Consider the following 17,454-nt stretch of genomic DNA (forward strand, 5'->3'; position numbering starts at 1 on the left):
CGAATACATTTGTCAGAATGGGTGACTTAGCCTAACGTCGGCTCCATCAGCCGTCTTGCGACATAAGGCCAATCAATGCCGACTAACGGACAACTTTCCCTCGAACGGACGATTCCGACGCTCACGGCGCTGCCGCGTCCGCTGTATGCCCGTGCGGAAAGTCTCAACGCCGGTTCGTGGACGCCGCCGCATCGGCACGATTGGGTGCAGTTTTCCTACGCGATCAGCGGCGTTCTCGGCGTGCACACCGCCGAAGGCAGTTTCTTTGCGCCGCCGCAGTGGGGGATCTGGATTCCGGCGGATCTTGAACACCAGGTGGTGACTTCTATGCGCGCCGAAATGCGCAGCCTCTATGTGCGCCGCGAGGATTGTGAATGGGCGGACGGGCGTTGCCGGGTGCTGGAAGTGACGCCGTTGGCCCGGGAGCTGATCAAGAGTTTTTGTTTGCTGCCGGTTGAATATCCACAGGGCGACAGCCAGGAATCGCGGCTGGTGAGTGTGCTGCTGGATCAGTTGGCGCATCTGCCGGAGGTCGGCTTCTCGCTGCCGTTGCCGCGCCATGAACGGTTGCTGGGATTGTGCAACGAGCTGATCGAAAGCCCTGAGCGGAACGTGACCTTGCAGGCGTGGGCCGAGCGGTTGGGGACGTCGGAGAAGACCTTGATGCGGTTGTTCCAGCGGGAAACCGGGTTGAGCTTTCGAGGATGGCGCCAGCGGATGCGGTTGCTGTCGTCGTTGAGTTTGTTGGAGGAGGGGGACAGCGTGACCAATGCGGCGCTGTCTTGCGGGTATGACTCGACTTCGGCGTTTATTGCGGCGTTTAAGGGGTTGTTTGGGTTTACGCCGGGGGAGTTGTTTCGGCAGTGAGATCCAGCCCCTCATCGGAACGCCGCCCGCCCATCCCTCTCCCCACGGGGGAGAGGGGGAAAGGGAGCCGATCTTCATTGTTTTCTAAACCTGAGTTCGACTCGGAATTTCAGGTCGATGTAGCTCCAAGAGCAACTCGGTCAGTCCCCTCTACCCCTTGGGGCGGTCCGACGTTTCGGGAGGGTTAGGGTGAGGGGTGGATCTAAAACCACCCCACATCTTAAGTCCTGAACCGCCGAACCAACCCATCCAGCTCATTCGACAACCCCGCCAGACTCTGCGAATCCAGTCGCGCCGAGTTCGCCAGTTCCGCCACCAACTGCGCATCACCATGAATCTGGCTGATGTGCCGATTGATGTCTTCCGCCACCTGATGCTGTTCTTCCGCCGCGGTAGCGATCTGGGTGTTCATGTCGCGAATCACGTCCACCGACTCCCGAATCAGCCCGAAGCTGCTGCGTGCTTCACCGATGCGGCTCACCGACTGCTGAGACACTTCCAGGCTGGCATGCATCTGCTGGGTTACCTGGCTCGTACGTTTGGCGAGGTTGCCCAGCAACCCGTCGATTTCCGCCGTGGAATCTGCCGTGCGTTTGGCCAGTGCCCGCACCTCATCAGCCACTACCGCAAACCCACGACCCTGTTCACCGGCCCGCGCCGCTTCGATAGCAGCGTTCAGCGCCAGCAGGTTGGTCTGTTCGGCAATCGAGCGAATGGTCCCGAGGATTGACTGAATGTCGTTGCTATCGCGCTCAAGCTGTTGCATCGACTGGGCAGACTGTTCGATTTCCTGGCTCAAGCGATCAACGCTGGTCACGGCTGCATCAATCTGCTGCTGACCTTCTCGCGCCTGGCGCTGGCCGCTGTCGGCCGATTCCGCCGCCTGGCTGCAAGAGCGCGCGACTTCGTTGGCGGTGGCGACCATTTCGTGGAACGCCGTGGAGACCATGTCCACCGCTTCACGCTGACGCCCGGCGGCTTCGGCCATGTCACTGGAGACCTGGGTCGAGCTTTTGGAGGTCGCGAGAATTTTGGTCGCGGCGCCGCCAATGCTCTGGATCAGGTTGCGAATTGCCGCCAAAAACTGGTTGAACCAGTTGGCCAGTTGCGCGGTTTCATCGCTGCCACGGATTTGCAGGTTCTTGGTCAGGTCGCCTTCACCTTGGGCGATGCCTTCCAGACCGCTGGCCACGCTGCGGATCGGCCGCACGATGAGGCTGGCGAAACTGGCGCCGACGATGGCGAAGAATACGGCCAGCACGGCGGCGATGATCGCGATCAGCCAGGTCAGCTGGGTGGCCGAACTCATCACGTCGGTCTGCTTGATCAGGCCGATAAAGGTCCAACCCAACTGTTCCGACGGCCAGACGTTGGCCATGTAGCGTTCGCCGTTCAGCTCGACTTCCACCAGCCCTTTGCCGGCCTTGGCCAGTTGCGCGTAGCCGTCGCCGAGGCTGCTCAGCGCTTTAAAGTTGTGTTCCGGTTGCTTCGGATCGACCAGCACAGTGCCGGTGTTTTCCAGCAGCATCAGGTAGCCGGTTTCACCGAGCTTGATCTGTTTGACGATTTCGGTGAGCTGCTTGAGCGTCACGTCGATGCTGACCACGCCGCCATTGCTGCCCAACTTGTTGTCGATGGTGCGCACGGTGCTGACATACGTCGCGTCGTCCTGGGCCCAGTAATAGGCCTCAGTGCGCAACGGCTTGCCCGGTTTGGCCTGGGCAGCCTTGTACCAGGGGCGCTGGCGCGGGTCGTAATTGCTCAGCTTGGCATCGTCCGGCCAGGACACATAACCGCCCGCCGCGGTGCCGAGGATGGCATAGGCGTAGGACGGGTGACTGTTACCCAAGTCCTGTAGGAGGCCGAAGACCTTTTTGTCCATCTCGCCTTGGGGAATGCTCTCGGCGTTGGCGCTCATGTAGGTCTTGAGGCTGTCGTCGGAGTTTTTGATCAGCGGTTGGGTCGCCAGGTAATCCACGTTCTGGCTGATGCCGTCAAAGAACAGTTGCATGGCGTTGCTGACCTGACGAATTTCGCGGCCACTGCCGTCAACGAAACTGTCCTTGGCATCACTGCGCAAGTTCAGCACAACCAGGGTAGCGACCAGCACCACCGGCAAGCAGGCGATGATTGCAAACGCCCAGGTCAACTTCTGTTTGATGTTCATCCGCGCTCCAGATTTTTCTTGTAGACCCACGCAGTGCAGATGACTCGCGGATTATTGGCAGCCGTAAACGTTTTTGATCGACCCGGTTCCGTGAGTGCGCCATCGTTGTTGTAGTCGAAACGATTGTCGGACAAATCACTTTGTCACTGATGACTTCGGCTGGCCGAGGCGGAAATTGAGGCCTATTAAGAAAAATCCTACGAAGGGTATGAATCGAGATGTCAGCTTCTGTCGCAAATACCTGCTTAGCCCTTCAGCAACAAGTGACGCAGGCTCAGCTATGATCTGTGGCGGCCGATGACGACCGGCGGTTGTTGACTGATTAAACCGGCACATTGTGTGCATCTGACGGTCACTGGAACGTTCATAGGTCGGCAACCCCTCCCCCGAATGAGTGGATTGCCGTATAACGAATGACTTTCGCGTGTTTGGTAATAAAGGACCCCCAATAAAAGCTGATGAAGACTCCAAAACGCATTGAACCCCTGATCGAGGACGGTCTGGTCGACGAGGTGCTGCGCCCACTCATGAGTGGTAAAGAAGCAGCTGTTTATGTGGTGCGCTGCGGCAACGAGTTACGTTGCGCGAAGGTCTACAAGGAGGCGAATAAACGCAGTTTCCGTCAGGCGGCCGAGTATCAGGAAGGCCGCAAGGTGCGCAACAGCCGTCAGGCTCGTGCGATGGCCAAAGGCTCGAAGTTCGGCAAGAAAGAAACCGAAGACGCCTGGCAGAATGCCGAAGTGGCGGCCCTGTTCCGTCTGGCCGGTGCCGGTGTGCGGGTTCCCAAGCCGTATGACTTCCTGGAAGGCGTACTGCTCATGGAACTGGTGGCCGATGAATACGGCGATGCCGCACCGCGTTTGAACGATGTGGTGCTGGAGCCGGACCAGGCGCGCGAGTACCACACGTTCCTGATTTCGCAGATCGTGCTGATGTTGTGTACCGGTCTGGTGCACGGTGACCTGTCGGAGTTCAACGTACTGTTGACCCCGACCGGCCCGGTGATCATCGATCTGCCGCAAGCGGTCGACGCGGCGGGCAACAACCACGCGTTCAGCATGCTGGAGCGGGATGTCGGCAACATGGCGTCCTACTTCGGGCGGTTTGCGCCGGAGTTGAGAAAGACCAAGTACGCCAAGGAAATGTGGGCCTTGTACGAGGCCGGCACCTTGCACCCGGCCAGCATTTTGACCGGTGAGTTCGATGAGCCGGAAGAGTTGGCTGACGTTGGCGGGATCATGCGCGAGATCGAGGCGGCACGCCTTGATGAAGAGCGCAAACAAGCGGTGCGCGCGGCAGATGATGCGCCGCCTGGCAAAACCGAAGAGCCGCCTCCACCTTGGATGCAGTGATTGGTTAATGAAAAACCCGGCTTTGGCCGGGTTTTTTGTGTTTGCTGGATTTTGGTGGTGTGTCATGTGGATCGACCCCTCACCCCAGCCCTCTCCCCAGAGGGGAGAGGGGGAAAGGGAGCCGATCTCCATGTTTTTCAAAGCCTGAGTTCGACTCGGAATCTCAGGTCGATGTACCTCGAAATACACCTCGGTCAGTTCCCTCGCCCCCCTGGGGAGAGGGTTAGGGTGAGGGGTGGCTTCCAGATCCACAAAAAAACGCGTCTACTGCCACCGGCCCAAAACCACACTCAAGGATTGAATGTGAACACCGTATCCACCCGCAATGCCCAACTGATCATCACCGCCCGTCTGGTCTCGGACTTCGGTGCCTTCCTCAACATGGTCGCCCTGGCTACTTACGTCTACCTGTTGAGCAACAGCGCCATGAGCGTTGGCATCTTCCTCGCCAGCCGCGTGGCCGGTGGGATCTTCGCCAGCCTCATCGGTACGACGTTTTATCGCCGCTGGGCCGGGCGCCTGCCGTTGATTGCCTTCGACCTGTTGCGCGCCGGGCTGCTGGGCCTGCTGCTGGTGCTGCCGGTCACCCAGCAGATGCTGCTGTTACCAGTGATCGCTTTCGGCCTGGGATTCGGCAACTCGATGTTCGCCATCGGCCTCAACAGTCAGTTGCCGCACTTGATCGAGGCTGAGCATTTGCTCAAGACCAACGCCTGGATCACCTCGGCGTCGTCGGCAGCTATGGTCGGTGGAAGTCTGGCGTCGGGGCTGTTAGTGGCGGCATTCGGCTTTGAAACGGTGTTTGCATTGAACGTGGTCACTTATTTGCTGGCCGCGCTGGTCATCTTGCCGTTGCGCTTTTCACAACCTGCGCCCAGCACCGAACCACCCCACGAACGTGGTGAATGGGCGGCCCTGCTCCAGGGGCTGCGCAGTGCACCGGTGGTGGCGGCGATGCTCGCGGTGGCCATGGCCGACACCCTTGGCAGTGCCGCGCACAACGTGGGTTTTCCGATTATTTCCAGACTGCTGACGCCCGAGTCGGCCAGCACCACGCTGGGTCTGATGCTGGCGGTCTGGGCCAGTGGAAAACTCATCGGCACGCGCATCGCCAGCCGGCTGAAAGGCTCGGATAACGTGAACCTGGAGCGACGTTTCTTTTTTGGCGTGTTGCTGATGTCCTGCGGCTTCATCCTGATGTTTCAGCAGCAGACCCTTTACGGGCTGCTGCTGTTCTCGCTGCCGGCGGGTCTCGGCGACGGCTTCTCGGAGGTAGGACTGATGTCGCGTCTGCAGCGTGAACCGGACAGCCTGCGCCTGCCGATTTTCAGCTTTCTGACGTTGTTGCAAATGACCGGGTTCGGCGTCGGCATGCTGATCGCCGCGCCGTTCTATTCGTGGTGGGCGCCGGGTGCCGTGGTGCTGTTGTTTCACGGCATTCCCCTCACCACCTTGTTGGTGGTGAAGGGGCTGGCAATCAGGGGCGAGCGGGTGGGGCGCAACAGCCCGACTCCAGGTTCTTGAGGATCGGGCAGTCGGGACGGTGATCGCCATGGCAGTGTTCGACCAGGTCCTGCAGGGTGTCGCGCAGTTGGCCGAGTTCGCGGATTTTCTGGTTCAGCTCATCAATGTGCTGACGTGCCAGGGCCTTCACGTCGGCACTGGCTCGTTGGCGGTCCTGCCAGAGGGTCAGCAGTTTGCCGACCTCTTCCAGTGAGAACCCCAGGTCCCGGGAACGCTTGATGAACGCCAGGGTGTGCAGGTCATCGTCGCCGTAAACCCGGTAACCGCTGTCGGTACGATGGGCGGCCTTGAGCAAACCGATGGATTCGTAATAACGAATCATCTTCGCGCTCAGGCCGCTTTGGCGGGCCGCTTGGCCGATGTTCATCGGTTGTCCTCCAGATCCTTGGGTGTCCAGGTTTTCAACAGTAGCGCATTGCTCACCACGCTGACGCTCGACAACGCCATGGCCGCACCGGCCAGCACCGGGTTGAGGAAACCGAAGGCTGCCAGCGGAATTCCGATCAGGTTGTAGACGAAGGCCCAGAACAGGTTCTGACGAATCTTCGCGTAAGTCTTGCGGCTGATCTCCAGCGCCGCCGGCACCAGCCGTGGGTCGCCGCGCATCAGGGTGATCCCGGCCGCGTGCATCGCAACGTCGGTGCCACCCCCCATGGCGATGCCGATGTCTGCGGCGGCCAAGGCGGGTGCGTCGTTGATGCCGTCGCCGACCATCGCTACCACGCCGGTTTTCTTGAGTGTGGCGACGGTGGCGGCTTTGTCCGCCGGCAGTACTTCGGCGTGGACATCCGTGATGCCCAGCGCCTCGGCAACCACGTTGGCACTGCCCCGATTGTCGCCGGTCAGCAGATGGCTGCTGATGTTGCGTGCGTTGAGTTGTTGTACGGCTTGCAGTGCGCCGGGTTTGAGGGTGTCGCCGAAAGCGAAGAGGCCCAATACTCGCGGCTCGGGGCTTTGCTCGATCAGCCAGGACAGGGTCCGGCCTTCGGTCTCCCACGCGGTGGCGGAATCCGCCCATTCACCTGCGCTCAAGCTGCTCTCTTCCAACAGACGACGATTGCCCAGCGCCAATCGACGACCGTCGAGAGTGCCCGCGATGCCTCGGCCGGTCAGGGACTGGCTGTCGGTGACATCGGCTACCGTCAAGCTGCGTTCGGCGCAAGCGTCCAGAACCGCCTTGGCCAGCGGATGTTCACTGCCGCGTTGCAGGGCGCCGGCCATTTGCAGCAGGGCCGCTTCGTCATTGTTGATTGCGCTCAAATGAGCGATACGCGGGGCACCCGAAGTCAGCGTGCCAGTCTTGTCGAAGACCACCGCACTGACTTCATGGGCACGCTCCAAAGCTTCGGCGTCCTTGATCAGAATCCCGTGGCGCGCCGCCACGCCGGTGCCGGCCATAATTGCCGTTGGTGTGGCCAACCCCAGGGCGCAAGGGCAGGCGATCACCAATACCGCCACGGCATTGATCAGCGCCGTTTCCATCGGCGCGCCGTACAACCACCAACCGATCAAGGTTGCCAACGCAATCAGAAGGACCGTTGGCACGAACACCTGACTGACTTTATCCACCAGTTTCTGGATCGGTGCCTTCGCCGCTTGAGCATCTTCGACGAGGCGGATGATGCGGGCGAGCACGGTTTCCGCGCCCAAGGCCAGGGTGCGAACGAGCAACCGGCCTTCGCCATTGATCGCGCCGCCGGTGACCTTGTCGCCGGGTTGTTTGGGCACTGGCAGGCTTTCGCCGCTGATCAGCGCTTCGTCGGCGTGGCTCTGGCCTTCGACCACTTCACCGTCCACCGGGAAGCGTTCGCCGGGTTTGACCATGACCCGATCATTCAGACGCAATGCGCTGATGGCGACATCTTGCTCGCGGCCGTCGATCACCTGAATCGCCCGCTCCGGGCGCAAGGCTTCGAGAGCGCGAATGGCACTGGCGGTCTGGCGTTTGGCGCGGCTTTCCAGGTATTTACCCAGCAGCACCAAGGCAATCACCACCGCCGAGGCTTCGAAATACAGGTGCGGCATGCGCCCGGTGGCGGACGCCCATTCATAGAGACTCAAACCATAGCCGGCGCTGGTGCCCAACGCGACCAGCAAATCCATGTTGCCCGCACCGGCGCGCACGGCTTTCCATGCAGCGACGTAAAACCGCGCACCGAAGATGAATTGCACCGGCGTGGCCAGCGCGAATTGCACCCAGGCCGGGAGCATCCAGTGCACGCCGAACGGTTGCAGCAACATCGGTAAAACCAACGGCGTCGCGAGGACGATCGCCATGATCAAGGCCCAACGCTCGCGGTGCAGGCGCTGTTGCTGAAGGTCGGTTTGTGGGTGTTCAACTTCCCAGACGCTGGCGCTATAACCGGCCTTGGTCACCGCGCCGATCAGGGTTTGCGGATCGATCTGGCCGAGCAGCTCAAGGTGCGCGCGTTCGTTAGCCAGGTTTACGCTGACGCTTTTGACCCCTGGTACCTTGGCCAGCGCTCGTTCGACCCGGCCGACGCAGGAAGCGCAGGTCATGCCGTCGATGCTCAATTCCAGACTCTGCTGCGGCACGCTGTAACCGGCCTGCTGCACGGCGTCCATCAAGGCCGGCAGGCTGCCGCTGGGCGCTTGACCCCGGGCTTGCTCAGTGGCCAGGTTGACGCTGACGGCGGAGGCGCCGATGACTTTGCTCAAAGCACGCTCGACACGCCCGGCGCAACTGGCGCAGGTCATGCCGGCAATCGGCAGATCGAAAGTGGTGGATTCGGACATCAGTCACGCTCCCTGTAGAAGATACCTACAGGATCAACCTTGCCATGCTGGCAAGGTCAAGCGCCATGTCCCAGATCAAAAGATCGCAGCCTCGTTGCACTCGACAGCTCCTACAGGGGATACGAATCCTTGTAGGAGCTGTCGAGTGCAACGAGGCTGCGATCTTTTGATCTTTTTTTACCGGCGACTCAATATTCGAGGGCAGCGGGTTTCAGATACATCCCTTCCTGTGTCATCGCAATCCGGAACTTCAGCACGTCACCGGCCTTGAGCGTGATGGTCTGTGAACCCGGTGCAAGCATGCCGGGATTGCAACCCGGCGCCTGGCCCGGCAGCAGTTTCAGACGCAGGGACACATCGCCCGGCGGCAGATTGAACGAGGTGCTTTGTTCCTGGAACAACCGCGCCGACAACTGATCGTGAATGTACACGCCGATCTCGCAGGAGGTAGCGACTTCCAGGCGCTCGCGGGAAATGATCAGCACGCCGTAGTCCTCCCCGGCAGCATTGACCGAGGGCACGGCGGCGAAAAGGCTGAGAAAGCCAAACAGGCTGAGAGCTGACCAGCGCATGGCTGAATCTCCTGATGTCGAGTCATTGATGGACGCAGCTTGGCCGAGCGCGATGCCGATTGCCAGCCCGGCAGCGCACTTCAGAACTTGACCTTGCCATGGTGGCAAGCTCGAGACTGCACGCAACCTTACTCAAGGAGTCATCCCATGCAAATGTTCAACGTTCAAGGCATGTCCTGCGGTCACTGCGTCAACGCCATCACCCAGGCGCTGCAAGCCAAGGATCCTGCGGCTAGCGTGCGGATTGATCTGGCCGCGAAAGAAGTCGGTGTCGAGAGTGCGTTGACAGCGGATCAGGTGATCGCGGCGATCACCGAAGAAGGCTACGCCGCAAAACTCGCCTGAACTCAAGCACAAATCCCCTGTGGGAGCGAGCCTGCTCGCGAAGACGGAGTGTCAGTCGCCATTGATGCTGAATGACACACCGTCTTCGCAAGCAGGCTCGCTCCCACACAGGTTTTGTATTCATCCAGTGGTTTTTAATAGTTAGCGACCTAACGGAATGTTCAAGGCGTCCATGCGCGGCTAGACTGTGGGGCTGCCGCCCCCTGTCCAACTGGATGCCTGATGAATTTGCGTACCATTTTGATTCTTGGCGCCTTGAGCGCCTTCGGTCCGCTGGCGATCGATTTCTATCTGCCGGCCTTCCCGGCGATGGCGCTCGCCTTCGCCACCGATGAAAAACACGTTCAGTTGACCCTGGCGGCGTATTTCCTTGGCTTGTCCATCGGTCAACTGGCTTATGGCCCGGTGGCGGATCGTTTTGGGCGACGCATTCCCTTGCTGACCGGCGTCGGCCTATTTACCGCGGCCTCCCTGGCCTGCGCCTATGCGCCGAACCTTGAATGGCTGATTGGCGCGCGGTTTATCCAGGCGTTGGGTGGGTGCGCAGGGATGGTGATCGCACGGGCGATTGTCAGCGATAAATGCGATGCAGTGGGTTCGGCGAAGGTCTTTTCGCAGCTGATGCTGGTGATGGGCCTTGCGCCGATTCTTGCGCCCATGCTGGGTGGGCTGTTGGTCAACACCACAGGCTGGCAGTCGATATTTCTCGTGCTGACCGGTTTCAGTGCGCTGGCAGGCTTGGCCGTGGCGCTCGGGCTGCCGGAAAGTCTGCCGGCCCATGTGCCGCGTCAACCGTTGTCGGGGGCGTTGCGTCAGTACGGTCGACTGTTGTCGGACCCGGTCTACCTCGGCCACGCCCTGACCGGTGGCATCGCCATCGCCGGGATGTTTGCCTACATCGCCGGTTCACCGTTCGTGTTCATCAAACTGTATGGCGTGCCGGCCGAGCATTTCGGCTGGCTGTTCGGCACCAACGCGGCGGGTTTCATCCTGGTGGCGCAGCTCAATGCACGATTGCTGGCTAAACGTGGCCCGGCGTTCTTGCTGGCGCGCACCGTGTGGATCTACGTCGGCGCCGGTCTGGCGCTGCTGGCCGTCAGTTCGCTGCACACCGCGCAGCTATGGCCGTTGCTGATTCCGCTGTTTGTTTGTATCGCCAGCCTCGGTTGCATCCTCCCCAACGCCTCGGCCTGCGCCATGAACGGGCAGGGCGCTCGCGCCGGCAGTGCGTCGGCGATGCTCGGTTGCCTGCAATTCAGCGTCGCCGCCGGGGCCGCAGCACTGGTAGGCGTTTTACACGATGGCAGCGCCATGCCGATGGCCATGGTCATCAGCTTGTGCGGAATTCTGGTGGTGAGCGTGGCGATGCTTACCCGGCGTTTGCAAAATGCCCGGGCACTGGCGCAAGCCCAGGTCTGAGGATGGACTCAGCCAGCGGCACGCTGCTGGCGGTCAATAATTTGATGAGGTGCTTGTAGTCGTGCTTCAAGGGTGCGGGTGAAGGCGCGGGCTTCGGCTTCGCTGCGGAATGTCACGGTGTGTTGGTCCAAACGGACTTGCCACTGGGATTTTGCCAATTCTTTTATCAGGATCTTCATTGCTGATCTCTCCTCTCGTAAAAGATGTCACATAAAAGATTGTGCCGCAGAGGACTCGATTGTAGACCCGAATACGATCGCAATTGTGACAAGGGTCAACTCTCGGACTGACGGTTTGAAATGCAAAAAGATCGCAGCCTTCGGCAGCTCCTACAGGATTTGTGTACGACCGGAAACAGGGGTGTACACCCGACCTTGTAGGAGCTGGCGAAGCCTGCGATCTTTTGACCTTGGTCCTTAGAACCCTTCAAGCACAATCTTGCCCTTGGACTTGCCACTTTCGAGCAGTTCATGGGCACGGCGCAGGTTCGCCGCGTTGATGGTCCCGAAGTGCTCGCCGACCGTGGTCTTCAGCGTCCCGGCGTCGATCAGCTCAGCCACGCGGTTAAGCAATGTGTGCTGCTCGATCATGTCTGCGGTTTCGAACAGCGAGCGGGTGTACATGAACTCCCAGTGCAGCGACAGGCTCTTGCGCTTGAGCTTGGTCACGTCCAGCGCCTTCGGATCATCGATCAGGGCCAGTTTGCCTTGCGGTGCCAGTGCCTCGACCAATTGATCCAGGTGGTGATCGGTCTGGGTCAGGCTGGCGACGTGGGTCACATGGTCGACGCCTGCGCGTTTGAGTTCTTCGCTCAACGGCTGGCTGTGATCGATCACCAGGTCGGCACCCAGCTCACGAACCCAGCTCTGGGTTTGCGGCCGGGAAGCCGTGCCGATGACGTTCAGCCCGGTGAGCTGGCTGGCCAATTGCGTGAGGATCGACCCCACACCGCCCGCGGCACCGACGATCAAAAGGCTCTGGCCCTCATCGGTTTTGCTTTCACGCACTTGCAGGCGTTCGAAGAGCAATTCCCACGCGGTGATAGCGGTCAGCGGCAGCGCGGCGGCTTCGGCGAAACCGAGGGTTTTCGGCATATGGCCGACGATCCGTTCGTCTACCACGTGCAGTTCGCTGTTGCCGCCAGCTCGGGCGATGGAGCCAGCGTAGAACACCTTGTCGCCGGCCTTGAACAGCGTCACTTCACTGCCGACAGCCTTGACCACCCCGGCCACGTCCCAGCCCAGCACTTTCGGCGCGCCCGCTTCAGGCTGGACGTTCTGGCGGACCTTGGTATCCACCGGGTTGACCGAGATGGCTTTGACTTCCACCAACAGGTCACGCGGGCCGGCAACCGGTTCTGGCAGTTCGATGTCTTGCAGAGAATGTTCGTCGCTGATTGGCAACGAGGCGTAGTAGGCAATGGCTTTCATACGGGCTCCTGAGAAGTAATAAAAGAAGGCAGATCAGACGATGGAGCGCAGGCGCTTGAGGTCGAAATGTTCGAGAAAGTCGCCTGCCTTGGCGCGGAAGTTCTGGATATGCGCGCTGGCGTCATGGGCTTGCAGCGCTTCGTCGCTGCTCCAGTGTTCGATCATGTAGAAGGCGTGAGGATTGGCGAGGTCCTGGTGCAAGTCGTATTGACCGCAACCGGCCTCGGCGCGGGTCGGTTCCAGCAGCGCACGCAGGTGCTGTTCGAGGGCGTCCTGCTGGCCGGCTTTGGCGATGAGAGTGGCGATAGCGGTGAAAGGCTGGGACATGTTCGGCTCCGGGAACGGGATGAATTCGATGGGACGGATGATTGGCTATTTCTCCGCAAGATAAAACCCGCTAAAAGAGCAGTCTCTTTCAATGTTTTTTTGATAATCGAGGCTGAACAATGCTGCGTTTCGATGACTTGCAGTTGTTTGTCCGGGCGGCGGACCTGGGCAGTCTGTCAGCGGCGGCGCGCGGGATGGACATGTCGGCCGCGGTAGCCAGTGCGGCGTTGAAGCGCATCGAACAGCAGCTCGGCGCCCGGTTGCTCGCCCGTTCTACCCGCAGCCTGCGGCTGACCGCTGAAGGCGAGGGATTTCTCGAATACGCTCGGGCCGCCTTGAGTAATCTCGACGAGGGCCGTCGTTTATTGGCCAGCGGTCAGGACCAGGTCAGCGGGATTTTGCAGCTGTCGGCGCCTTCGGACTTTGGCCGCAACCTGCTGCTGCCCTGGCTAGACGAGTTTCAGCGTGAGCATCCGAAACTCACGGTGCGTTTGCTGTTGGGCGACCGCATCGCCGACCTGTTCCGCCAACCGGTGGACATCGCCCTGCGTTACGGCGAGCCGGAAGACTCAAGCCTGGTGGCGCTGCCCATTGCCCCGCAGAACCGCCGCGTCCTCTGTGCCGCCCCGAGTTACCTGGCCCGGCATGGCGAGCCTCGGCAACTGGAGCAACTGGCTCAGCACAACTGCCTGCTGTTCATGCTCGGCAGCCGGGTCCACGATCATTGGAGTTTCCACGACGGCAAACGCGAGGTCAGCCTGACCGTCAGCGGCGATCGTTTCAGCGATGATGCCGATGTCGTGCGGCTGTGGGCCGTGGCAGGTGCCGGGATCGCCTACAAATCCTGGCTCGATGTCGCAGCCGATGTGCTGGCCGGTCGATTGAAAGTGCTCATGCCGGAACTGCTCTGCGAGCGCGCACCGCTGAATTTACTGTGCGCCCATCGCGCACAATTGAGTAAGCCGGTGAACCTTTTGCGGGAAATGCTCGCCAGTCGATGCGCCCGGTTGAGCAGCCAATTTCCGACGTTATCGGGTGCCGATCATTAGTCGCAGGCAAATAGCGAAATTTCACTCAGGAACTATCACCACCAATGGATTCCCAAGGGCAGGAACCGGCGGTTAACCCGCCTATACTAGCGCTCGCCTCATGTACGCACCGTCGATCTCGCAATGGCGAGTCCACGTCCGAGTCAGCCAGGCCCCAGGGTCAATCGCCGCGGCTTTGCGAAACCTGCGAAGCAATGGCCTGTGCGAATGCCTGGCTTTGCCCGGTTTATGGCGGTTTCCACGCCTTGGCCGACGACACATTACTGGTCAAGATGTCTCTGAGCAGTAGACGAAACGATTCAACAGGGAGTGAATACATGGAACATGCACCTTGCATCAGCCAGATCGCCACGTTGCTGGCTGACCCAAAGCGCAGCGCAATGATGTGGGCCTTGATGGACGGCTCGGCGCGGCAAACCGAAGAGCTGGCCTTGTTGGCTGGCCTGTCACCGTCTTCGGCCAGTGCGCATCTGGGGCGTTTGTCCGCCGGAGGTCTGTTGAAAGTCGAAATCCGCGGCCGCAAGCGGTTCTTTCGTCTTGCCGCGCCCGAAGTGGGGGCCGCGATAGAGGCACTGGCCAGCGCCACCCTGGCCAGCACGCCTCGGGAAATCCCGGACATTTTCAAACGCACGACACCCATCGCCAAACCTCAGGCGGCGCCTTCGTCATTATTGCGCGCCAGGCTTTGCGACGACCATTTGGGCGGCACCCTCGCCGCCGATCTGTACCAGCGTCTGCTGGATGCGGGCTGGATCGAACAGTTCGATCAGCGGGTCATGATCACCCACAAGGGCGCCACGCAATTGGCGACACGGGGTGTGTTCATCCAGGCGCTGGCCCATCGCAACAGCAGAGTCGCTTGCGCTTGTCCTGACTGGAGCGAAAGGCGCCCGCACATGGGCGGATCACTGGGGGCGGCGTTGCTGCAATTGTTCATGCAGTCAGGTTGGTTGAGCCTGCCCAACGATTCGCGAGCCTTGCAGATCACCGCCGCTGGGCAGCGTGAAATCCATCGGTTCGCCAAGGAAACCGAGCTGGAAATGGCGTTGTAGACGCATCGAGATCGACGTCCGAAGCTTCGGGCGTCGTTCAGAGCTGCGAACAGGTCGCATCCAGCAGTAACCCCCAGCGGCTATCGCGCACACTCGTCCGGGGACTTTCGGATCGAGGGAATGTGGTATGGAAACACGAGGCTTCAGCGCGGCGGAACGACTGGAACGGCTGCCCATCAGTGGTTATCACCGGATCATTTTCATCATCATTGCTCTGGCGTTTTTCTTCGACTCCATGGACCTGGCGATGATGACCTTCCTGCTCGGCTCGATCAAATCCGAGTTTGGCCTGAGCACGGCACAGGCCGGGTTGCTGGCCAGTTCGAGCTTTTTCGGCATGGTGGTGGGGGCGTCGCTGTCTGGCATGCTGGCCGACCGCTTCGGTCGAAAACCGGTGTTCCAGTGGAGCATCGTGTTGTGGGGGATCGCCAGTTATCTGTGCTCCACGGCGCAGAACGTCGAAACGCTGACGTTGTTTCGAATCCTGTTGGGGATCGGCATGGGCATGGAGTTTCCCATCGCTCAGTCGATGCTCTCGGAGCTGATTCCAGCCAAAGGGCGCGGGCGTTACATTGCGTTGATGGACGGTTTCTGGCCGCTGGGCTTCGTCGCCGCCGGCGTACTGTCGTACTTCCTGCTGCCGGTGATTGGCTGGCGGGACATCTTCCTGGTGTTGGCGGTGCCGGCGGTGTTTGTCCTGGCGATTCGCTTTTTCATTCCCGAATCACCGCGCTGGCTGGAACAGGCCGGGCATCATGCCGTGGCAGACAAGGTCTTGCTGCGCATCGAAGATCGGGTCCGGACATCTCTGGGACGTTCGGATCTGCCTGAGCCGATCCGCCTGCCGAGAGTGGCGAGTACGCCGGGCCATTTCTTTTCCGCGTTGCGGCAGATCTGGTCGCCGCTGTATCGCCAGCGCACGATGATGATCTGGAGTGTCTGGTTCTTCGCTTTGCTGGGGTTCTATGGCCTGACGTCCTGGCTCAGTGCCTTGCTGCAGCAGTCGGGTTTTGCCGTGACTCAGTCGGTGTATTACACAGTGCTGATTTCCCTCGGCGGGATTCCCGGTTTCCTGATGGCCGCCTGGCTGGTGGAGCGTTGGGGGCGCAAACCGGTGTGCGTGGTGACGTTGCTCGGCGGCGGGGTGATGGCGTTTCTTTATGGTCAGAGCGCAGTGTTTGGCGGCAACGTCAGCCTGTTGATTGCCTCGGGGCTGCTGATGCAGTTTTTCCTGTTCGGCATGTGGGCGGTGCTTTACACCTACACGCCGGAGTTGTACCCGACATCCGCGCGGGCCACGGGCTCGGGATTTGCTTCGGCGATTGGCCGCGTGGGTTCGTTGCTCGGGCCAATGGTGACCGGGCTCGTGTTCCCGATGACCGGGCAGGGCGGGGTGTTTGCGCTGGGGGCGATGTGTTTTGCGATTGCGGCAGGGGTGGTGTGGGTGTTCGGGATGGAGACCAGAGGCAAGACGTTGGAGGAATTGACTGAAGCAACCCCGATCTAATTGTGGGAGCGAGCCTGCTCGCGAAGACGGTATTCCAGTCGACATCATCATTGACTGATCTGACGCCTTCGCGAGCAGGCTCGCGCTCCCACAGTGGTTATGTGGTGAGCCCTAGGGTTTCACCAACCGTGCATCCAGGCTGTTCTGCGCCAACCGCTTGGCTTGATCCTGAGTCATGCCCAAATGGGTGTACAACGCGTGGAAGTTCTCGGTGACATAACCGCCGAAGTACGCCGGGTCATCCGAGTTCACGGTCACTTTCACGCCACGCTCGAGCATGTCGAGAATGTTGTGCTGAGACATGTGATCGAACACGCAGAGTTTGGTGTTCGACAACGGGCACACGGTCAACGGGATTTGCTCGTCGATGATTCGCTGCATCAAACGCTCGTCTTCGATGGCGCGCACGCCATGGTCGATGCGCTGGATTTTCAGCAAGTCGAGGGCTTCCCAGATGTACTCGGGCGGGCCTTCTTCACCGGCGTGGGCAACGGTCAGGAAGCCTTCGTGACGGGCACGATCAAACACGCGCTGGAACTTGCTCGGCGGGTGACCCATTTCCGAACTGTCCAGACCGACGGCGACAAACGCATCACGGAACGGCAGCGCCTGGTCGAGGGTTTTCTCGGCTTCTTCTTCGCTCAAGTGGCGCAGGAAGCTCAGGATCAAACCGCTGGTGATGCCCAGTTGCTGCTCGCCATCCTTCAACGCGGCGGCGATACCGTTGAGCACCACTTCGAACGGCACGCCACGGTCGGTGTGGGTCTGCGGGTCGAAGAACGGTTCGGTGTGAATCACGTTCTGCGCCTTGCAACGCAACAGGTAAGCCCAGGTCAGGTCGTAGAAATCCTGAGAGGTGCGCAACACGTCAGCGCCCTGGTAATACAGGTCGAGAAACTCTTGCAGGTTGTTGAAGGCGTAGGCCTTGCGCAGGGTTTCGACGTCGCTCCACGGCAGGGCAATCTTGTTGCGTTCGGCCAGGGCGAACAGCAGCTCAGGCTCCAGCGAACCCTCAAGGTGCAGGTGCAGTTCTGCCTTGGGCAGGGCGTTCAGCCAGTCGTACATAGTCTTTTCTCATCAGGTGCA

Annotated in this window: 16 protein-coding genes and 1 pseudogene; 8 read left to right on the forward strand and 9 right to left on the reverse strand. The window is 60.4% G+C overall.

Annotated features, from left to right (window positions below):
- The first annotated feature begins 75 nt into the window (after positions 1-75).
- Entirely contained in the window at positions 76-867 is a 792-nt protein-coding gene (locus ACYZTW_RS04215) for an AraC family transcriptional regulator (RefSeq protein ID WP_192410053.1), read from the forward strand.
- A gap of 220 nt (positions 868-1,087) precedes the next feature.
- Here the strand turns inward: ACYZTW_RS04215 and ACYZTW_RS04220 are convergent, their stop codons facing one another.
- Positions 1,088-1,855, reverse strand: a complete 768-nt coding sequence (locus tag ACYZTW_RS04220; RefSeq protein ID WP_462005698.1) for a methyl-accepting chemotaxis protein — start codon at positions 1,853-1,855, stop codon at positions 1,088-1,090.
- A 90-nt stretch (positions 1,856-1,945) separates the two neighbouring features.
- Positions 1,946-3,034: pseudogene (locus ACYZTW_RS04225) on the reverse strand (cache domain-containing protein); the annotation flags it as partial.
- 458 nt (positions 3,035-3,492) lie between these two features.
- Here ACYZTW_RS04225 and ACYZTW_RS04230 point away from each other — a divergent pair.
- Together ACYZTW_RS04230 and ACYZTW_RS04235 are read left to right on the forward strand one after the other, a co-directional pair.
- Positions 3,493-4,386 carry a PA4780 family RIO1-like protein kinase gene (locus ACYZTW_RS04230; RefSeq protein WP_462003867.1) on the forward strand — a complete coding sequence of 298 codons (894 nt, stop codon included), beginning with the start codon at positions 3,493-3,495 and terminating at the stop codon, positions 4,384-4,386.
- Between the two features lie 303 nt (positions 4,387-4,689).
- Entirely contained in the window at positions 4,690-5,910 is a 1,221-nt protein-coding gene (locus ACYZTW_RS04235) for an MFS transporter (protein ID WP_462003868.1), read from the forward strand.
- Here the strand turns inward: ACYZTW_RS04235 and cueR are convergent.
- The 3 genes from cueR to ACYZTW_RS04250 form a co-directional block, all read right to left on the reverse strand.
- Positions 5,864-6,277: a Cu(I)-responsive transcriptional regulator gene (cueR, locus tag ACYZTW_RS04240; RefSeq protein WP_111449153.1), complete on the reverse strand. Its 414-nt coding sequence runs from the start codon at positions 6,275-6,277 to the stop codon at positions 5,864-5,866. The genes ACYZTW_RS04235 and cueR overlap by 47 nt on opposite strands.
- Positions 6,274-8,667 (reverse strand): heavy metal translocating P-type ATPase, encoded by a 2,394-nt coding sequence (locus tag ACYZTW_RS04245; RefSeq protein WP_462003869.1) that lies wholly within the window; start codon positions 8,665-8,667, stop codon positions 6,274-6,276. The genes cueR and ACYZTW_RS04245 overlap by 4 nt, the downstream gene beginning before the upstream one ends.
- 188 nt (positions 8,668-8,855) lie before the next feature.
- A complete protein-coding gene (locus ACYZTW_RS04250; RefSeq protein WP_462003870.1) occupies positions 8,856-9,239 on the reverse strand; it encodes a hypothetical protein in 384 nt (127 codons plus the stop codon).
- 147 nt (positions 9,240-9,386) lie between these two features.
- Here ACYZTW_RS04250 and ACYZTW_RS04255 point away from each other — a divergent pair, with 147 nt between their 5' ends.
- Entirely contained in the window at positions 9,387-9,584 is a 198-nt protein-coding gene (locus tag ACYZTW_RS04255; RefSeq protein ID WP_462003871.1) for a heavy-metal-associated domain-containing protein, read from the forward strand.
- 222 nt (positions 9,585-9,806) lie between these two features.
- Positions 9,807-11,003: a multidrug effflux MFS transporter gene (locus ACYZTW_RS04260; RefSeq protein ID WP_462003872.1), complete on the forward strand. Its 1,197-nt coding sequence runs from the start codon at positions 9,807-9,809 to the stop codon at positions 11,001-11,003.
- An 8-nt stretch (positions 11,004-11,011) separates the two neighbouring features.
- On the opposite strand, the gene ACYZTW_RS04265 is transcribed toward ACYZTW_RS04260, so the two are convergent.
- The 3 genes from ACYZTW_RS04265 to ACYZTW_RS04275 all read right to left on the reverse strand — a co-directional run bounded on the left by ACYZTW_RS04265 (position 11,012) and on the right by ACYZTW_RS04275 (position 12,760).
- On the reverse strand, positions 11,012-11,182 hold the full coding sequence (locus tag ACYZTW_RS04265) for a hypothetical protein (RefSeq protein ID WP_462003873.1): 171 nt from the start codon (positions 11,180-11,182) through the stop codon (positions 11,012-11,014).
- Positions 11,183-11,419: 237 nt separating this feature from the next.
- A complete protein-coding gene (locus ACYZTW_RS04270) occupies positions 11,420-12,433 on the reverse strand; it encodes a zinc-binding alcohol dehydrogenase family protein (RefSeq protein WP_462003874.1) in 1,014 nt (337 codons plus the stop codon).
- Between the two features lie 33 nt (positions 12,434-12,466).
- Positions 12,467-12,760 (reverse strand): putative quinol monooxygenase, encoded by a 294-nt coding sequence (locus ACYZTW_RS04275; RefSeq protein ID WP_282376847.1) that lies wholly within the window; start codon positions 12,758-12,760, stop codon positions 12,467-12,469.
- 119 nt (positions 12,761-12,879) lie between these two features.
- On the opposite strand from ACYZTW_RS04275, the gene ACYZTW_RS04280 reads away from it, so the two are divergent.
- The 3 genes from ACYZTW_RS04280 (at position 12,880) to ACYZTW_RS04290 (ending at position 16,368) form a co-directional block, all read left to right on the forward strand.
- Positions 12,880-13,809: a LysR family transcriptional regulator gene (locus tag ACYZTW_RS04280; protein WP_008156521.1), complete on the forward strand. Its 930-nt coding sequence runs from the start codon at positions 12,880-12,882 to the stop codon at positions 13,807-13,809.
- 317 nt (positions 13,810-14,126) lie between these two features.
- Positions 14,127-14,861, forward strand: a complete 735-nt coding sequence (locus tag ACYZTW_RS04285) for an ArsR/SmtB family transcription factor (protein WP_462003875.1) — start codon at positions 14,127-14,129, stop codon at positions 14,859-14,861.
- A gap of 127 nt (positions 14,862-14,988) precedes the next feature.
- Positions 14,989-16,368 (forward strand): MFS transporter, encoded by a 1,380-nt coding sequence (locus ACYZTW_RS04290; protein WP_462003876.1) that lies wholly within the window; start codon positions 14,989-14,991, stop codon positions 16,366-16,368.
- Positions 16,369-16,479: 111 nt separating this feature from the next.
- On the opposite strand, the gene ACYZTW_RS04295 is transcribed toward ACYZTW_RS04290, so the two are convergent.
- A complete protein-coding gene (locus tag ACYZTW_RS04295) occupies positions 16,480-17,433 on the reverse strand; it encodes an adenosine deaminase (RefSeq protein WP_102615717.1) in 954 nt (317 codons plus the stop codon).
- Between the last annotated feature and the right edge of the window lie 21 nt (positions 17,434-17,454).

Source organism: Pseudomonas sp. LB3P25, from assembly GCF_054897985.1.

Excerpts from the sequence above, each read along its gene's own strand:
- ACYZTW_RS04215 (WP_192410053.1), top strand. The coding sequence starts at position 76 with ATGCCGACTAACGGACAACTTTCCCTCGAACGGACGATTCCGACGCTC.
- ACYZTW_RS04220 (WP_462005698.1), bottom strand. The coding sequence starts at position 1,855 with ATGGCCGAAGCCGCCGGGCGTCAGCGTGAAGCGGTGGACATGGTCTCC.
- ACYZTW_RS04230 (WP_462003867.1), top strand. The coding sequence starts at position 3,493 with ATGAAGACTCCAAAACGCATTGAACCCCTGATCGAGGACGGTCTGGTC.
- cueR (WP_111449153.1), bottom strand. The coding sequence starts at position 6,277 with ATGAACATCGGCCAAGCGGCCCGCCAAAGCGGCCTGAGCGCGAAGATG.
- ACYZTW_RS04245 (WP_462003869.1), bottom strand. The coding sequence starts at position 8,667 with ATGTCCGAATCCACCACTTTCGATCTGCCGATTGCCGGCATGACCTGC.
- ACYZTW_RS04250 (WP_462003870.1), bottom strand. The coding sequence starts at position 9,239 with ATGCGCTGGTCAGCTCTCAGCCTGTTTGGCTTTCTCAGCCTTTTCGCC.
- ACYZTW_RS04255 (WP_462003871.1), top strand. The coding sequence starts at position 9,387 with ATGCAAATGTTCAACGTTCAAGGCATGTCCTGCGGTCACTGCGTCAAC.
- ACYZTW_RS04260 (WP_462003872.1), top strand. The coding sequence starts at position 9,807 with ATGAATTTGCGTACCATTTTGATTCTTGGCGCCTTGAGCGCCTTCGGT.
- ACYZTW_RS04265 (WP_462003873.1), bottom strand. The coding sequence starts at position 11,182 with ATGAAGATCCTGATAAAAGAATTGGCAAAATCCCAGTGGCAAGTCCGT.
- ACYZTW_RS04270 (WP_462003874.1), bottom strand. The coding sequence starts at position 12,433 with ATGAAAGCCATTGCCTACTACGCCTCGTTGCCAATCAGCGACGAACAT.
- ACYZTW_RS04275 (WP_282376847.1), bottom strand. The coding sequence starts at position 12,760 with ATGTCCCAGCCTTTCACCGCTATCGCCACTCTCATCGCCAAAGCCGGC.
- ACYZTW_RS04280 (WP_008156521.1), top strand. The coding sequence starts at position 12,880 with ATGCTGCGTTTCGATGACTTGCAGTTGTTTGTCCGGGCGGCGGACCTG.
- ACYZTW_RS04285 (WP_462003875.1), top strand. The coding sequence starts at position 14,127 with ATGGAACATGCACCTTGCATCAGCCAGATCGCCACGTTGCTGGCTGAC.
- ACYZTW_RS04290 (WP_462003876.1), top strand. The coding sequence starts at position 14,989 with ATGGAAACACGAGGCTTCAGCGCGGCGGAACGACTGGAACGGCTGCCC.
- ACYZTW_RS04295 (WP_102615717.1), bottom strand. The coding sequence starts at position 17,433 with ATGTACGACTGGCTGAACGCCCTGCCCAAGGCAGAACTGCACCTGCAC.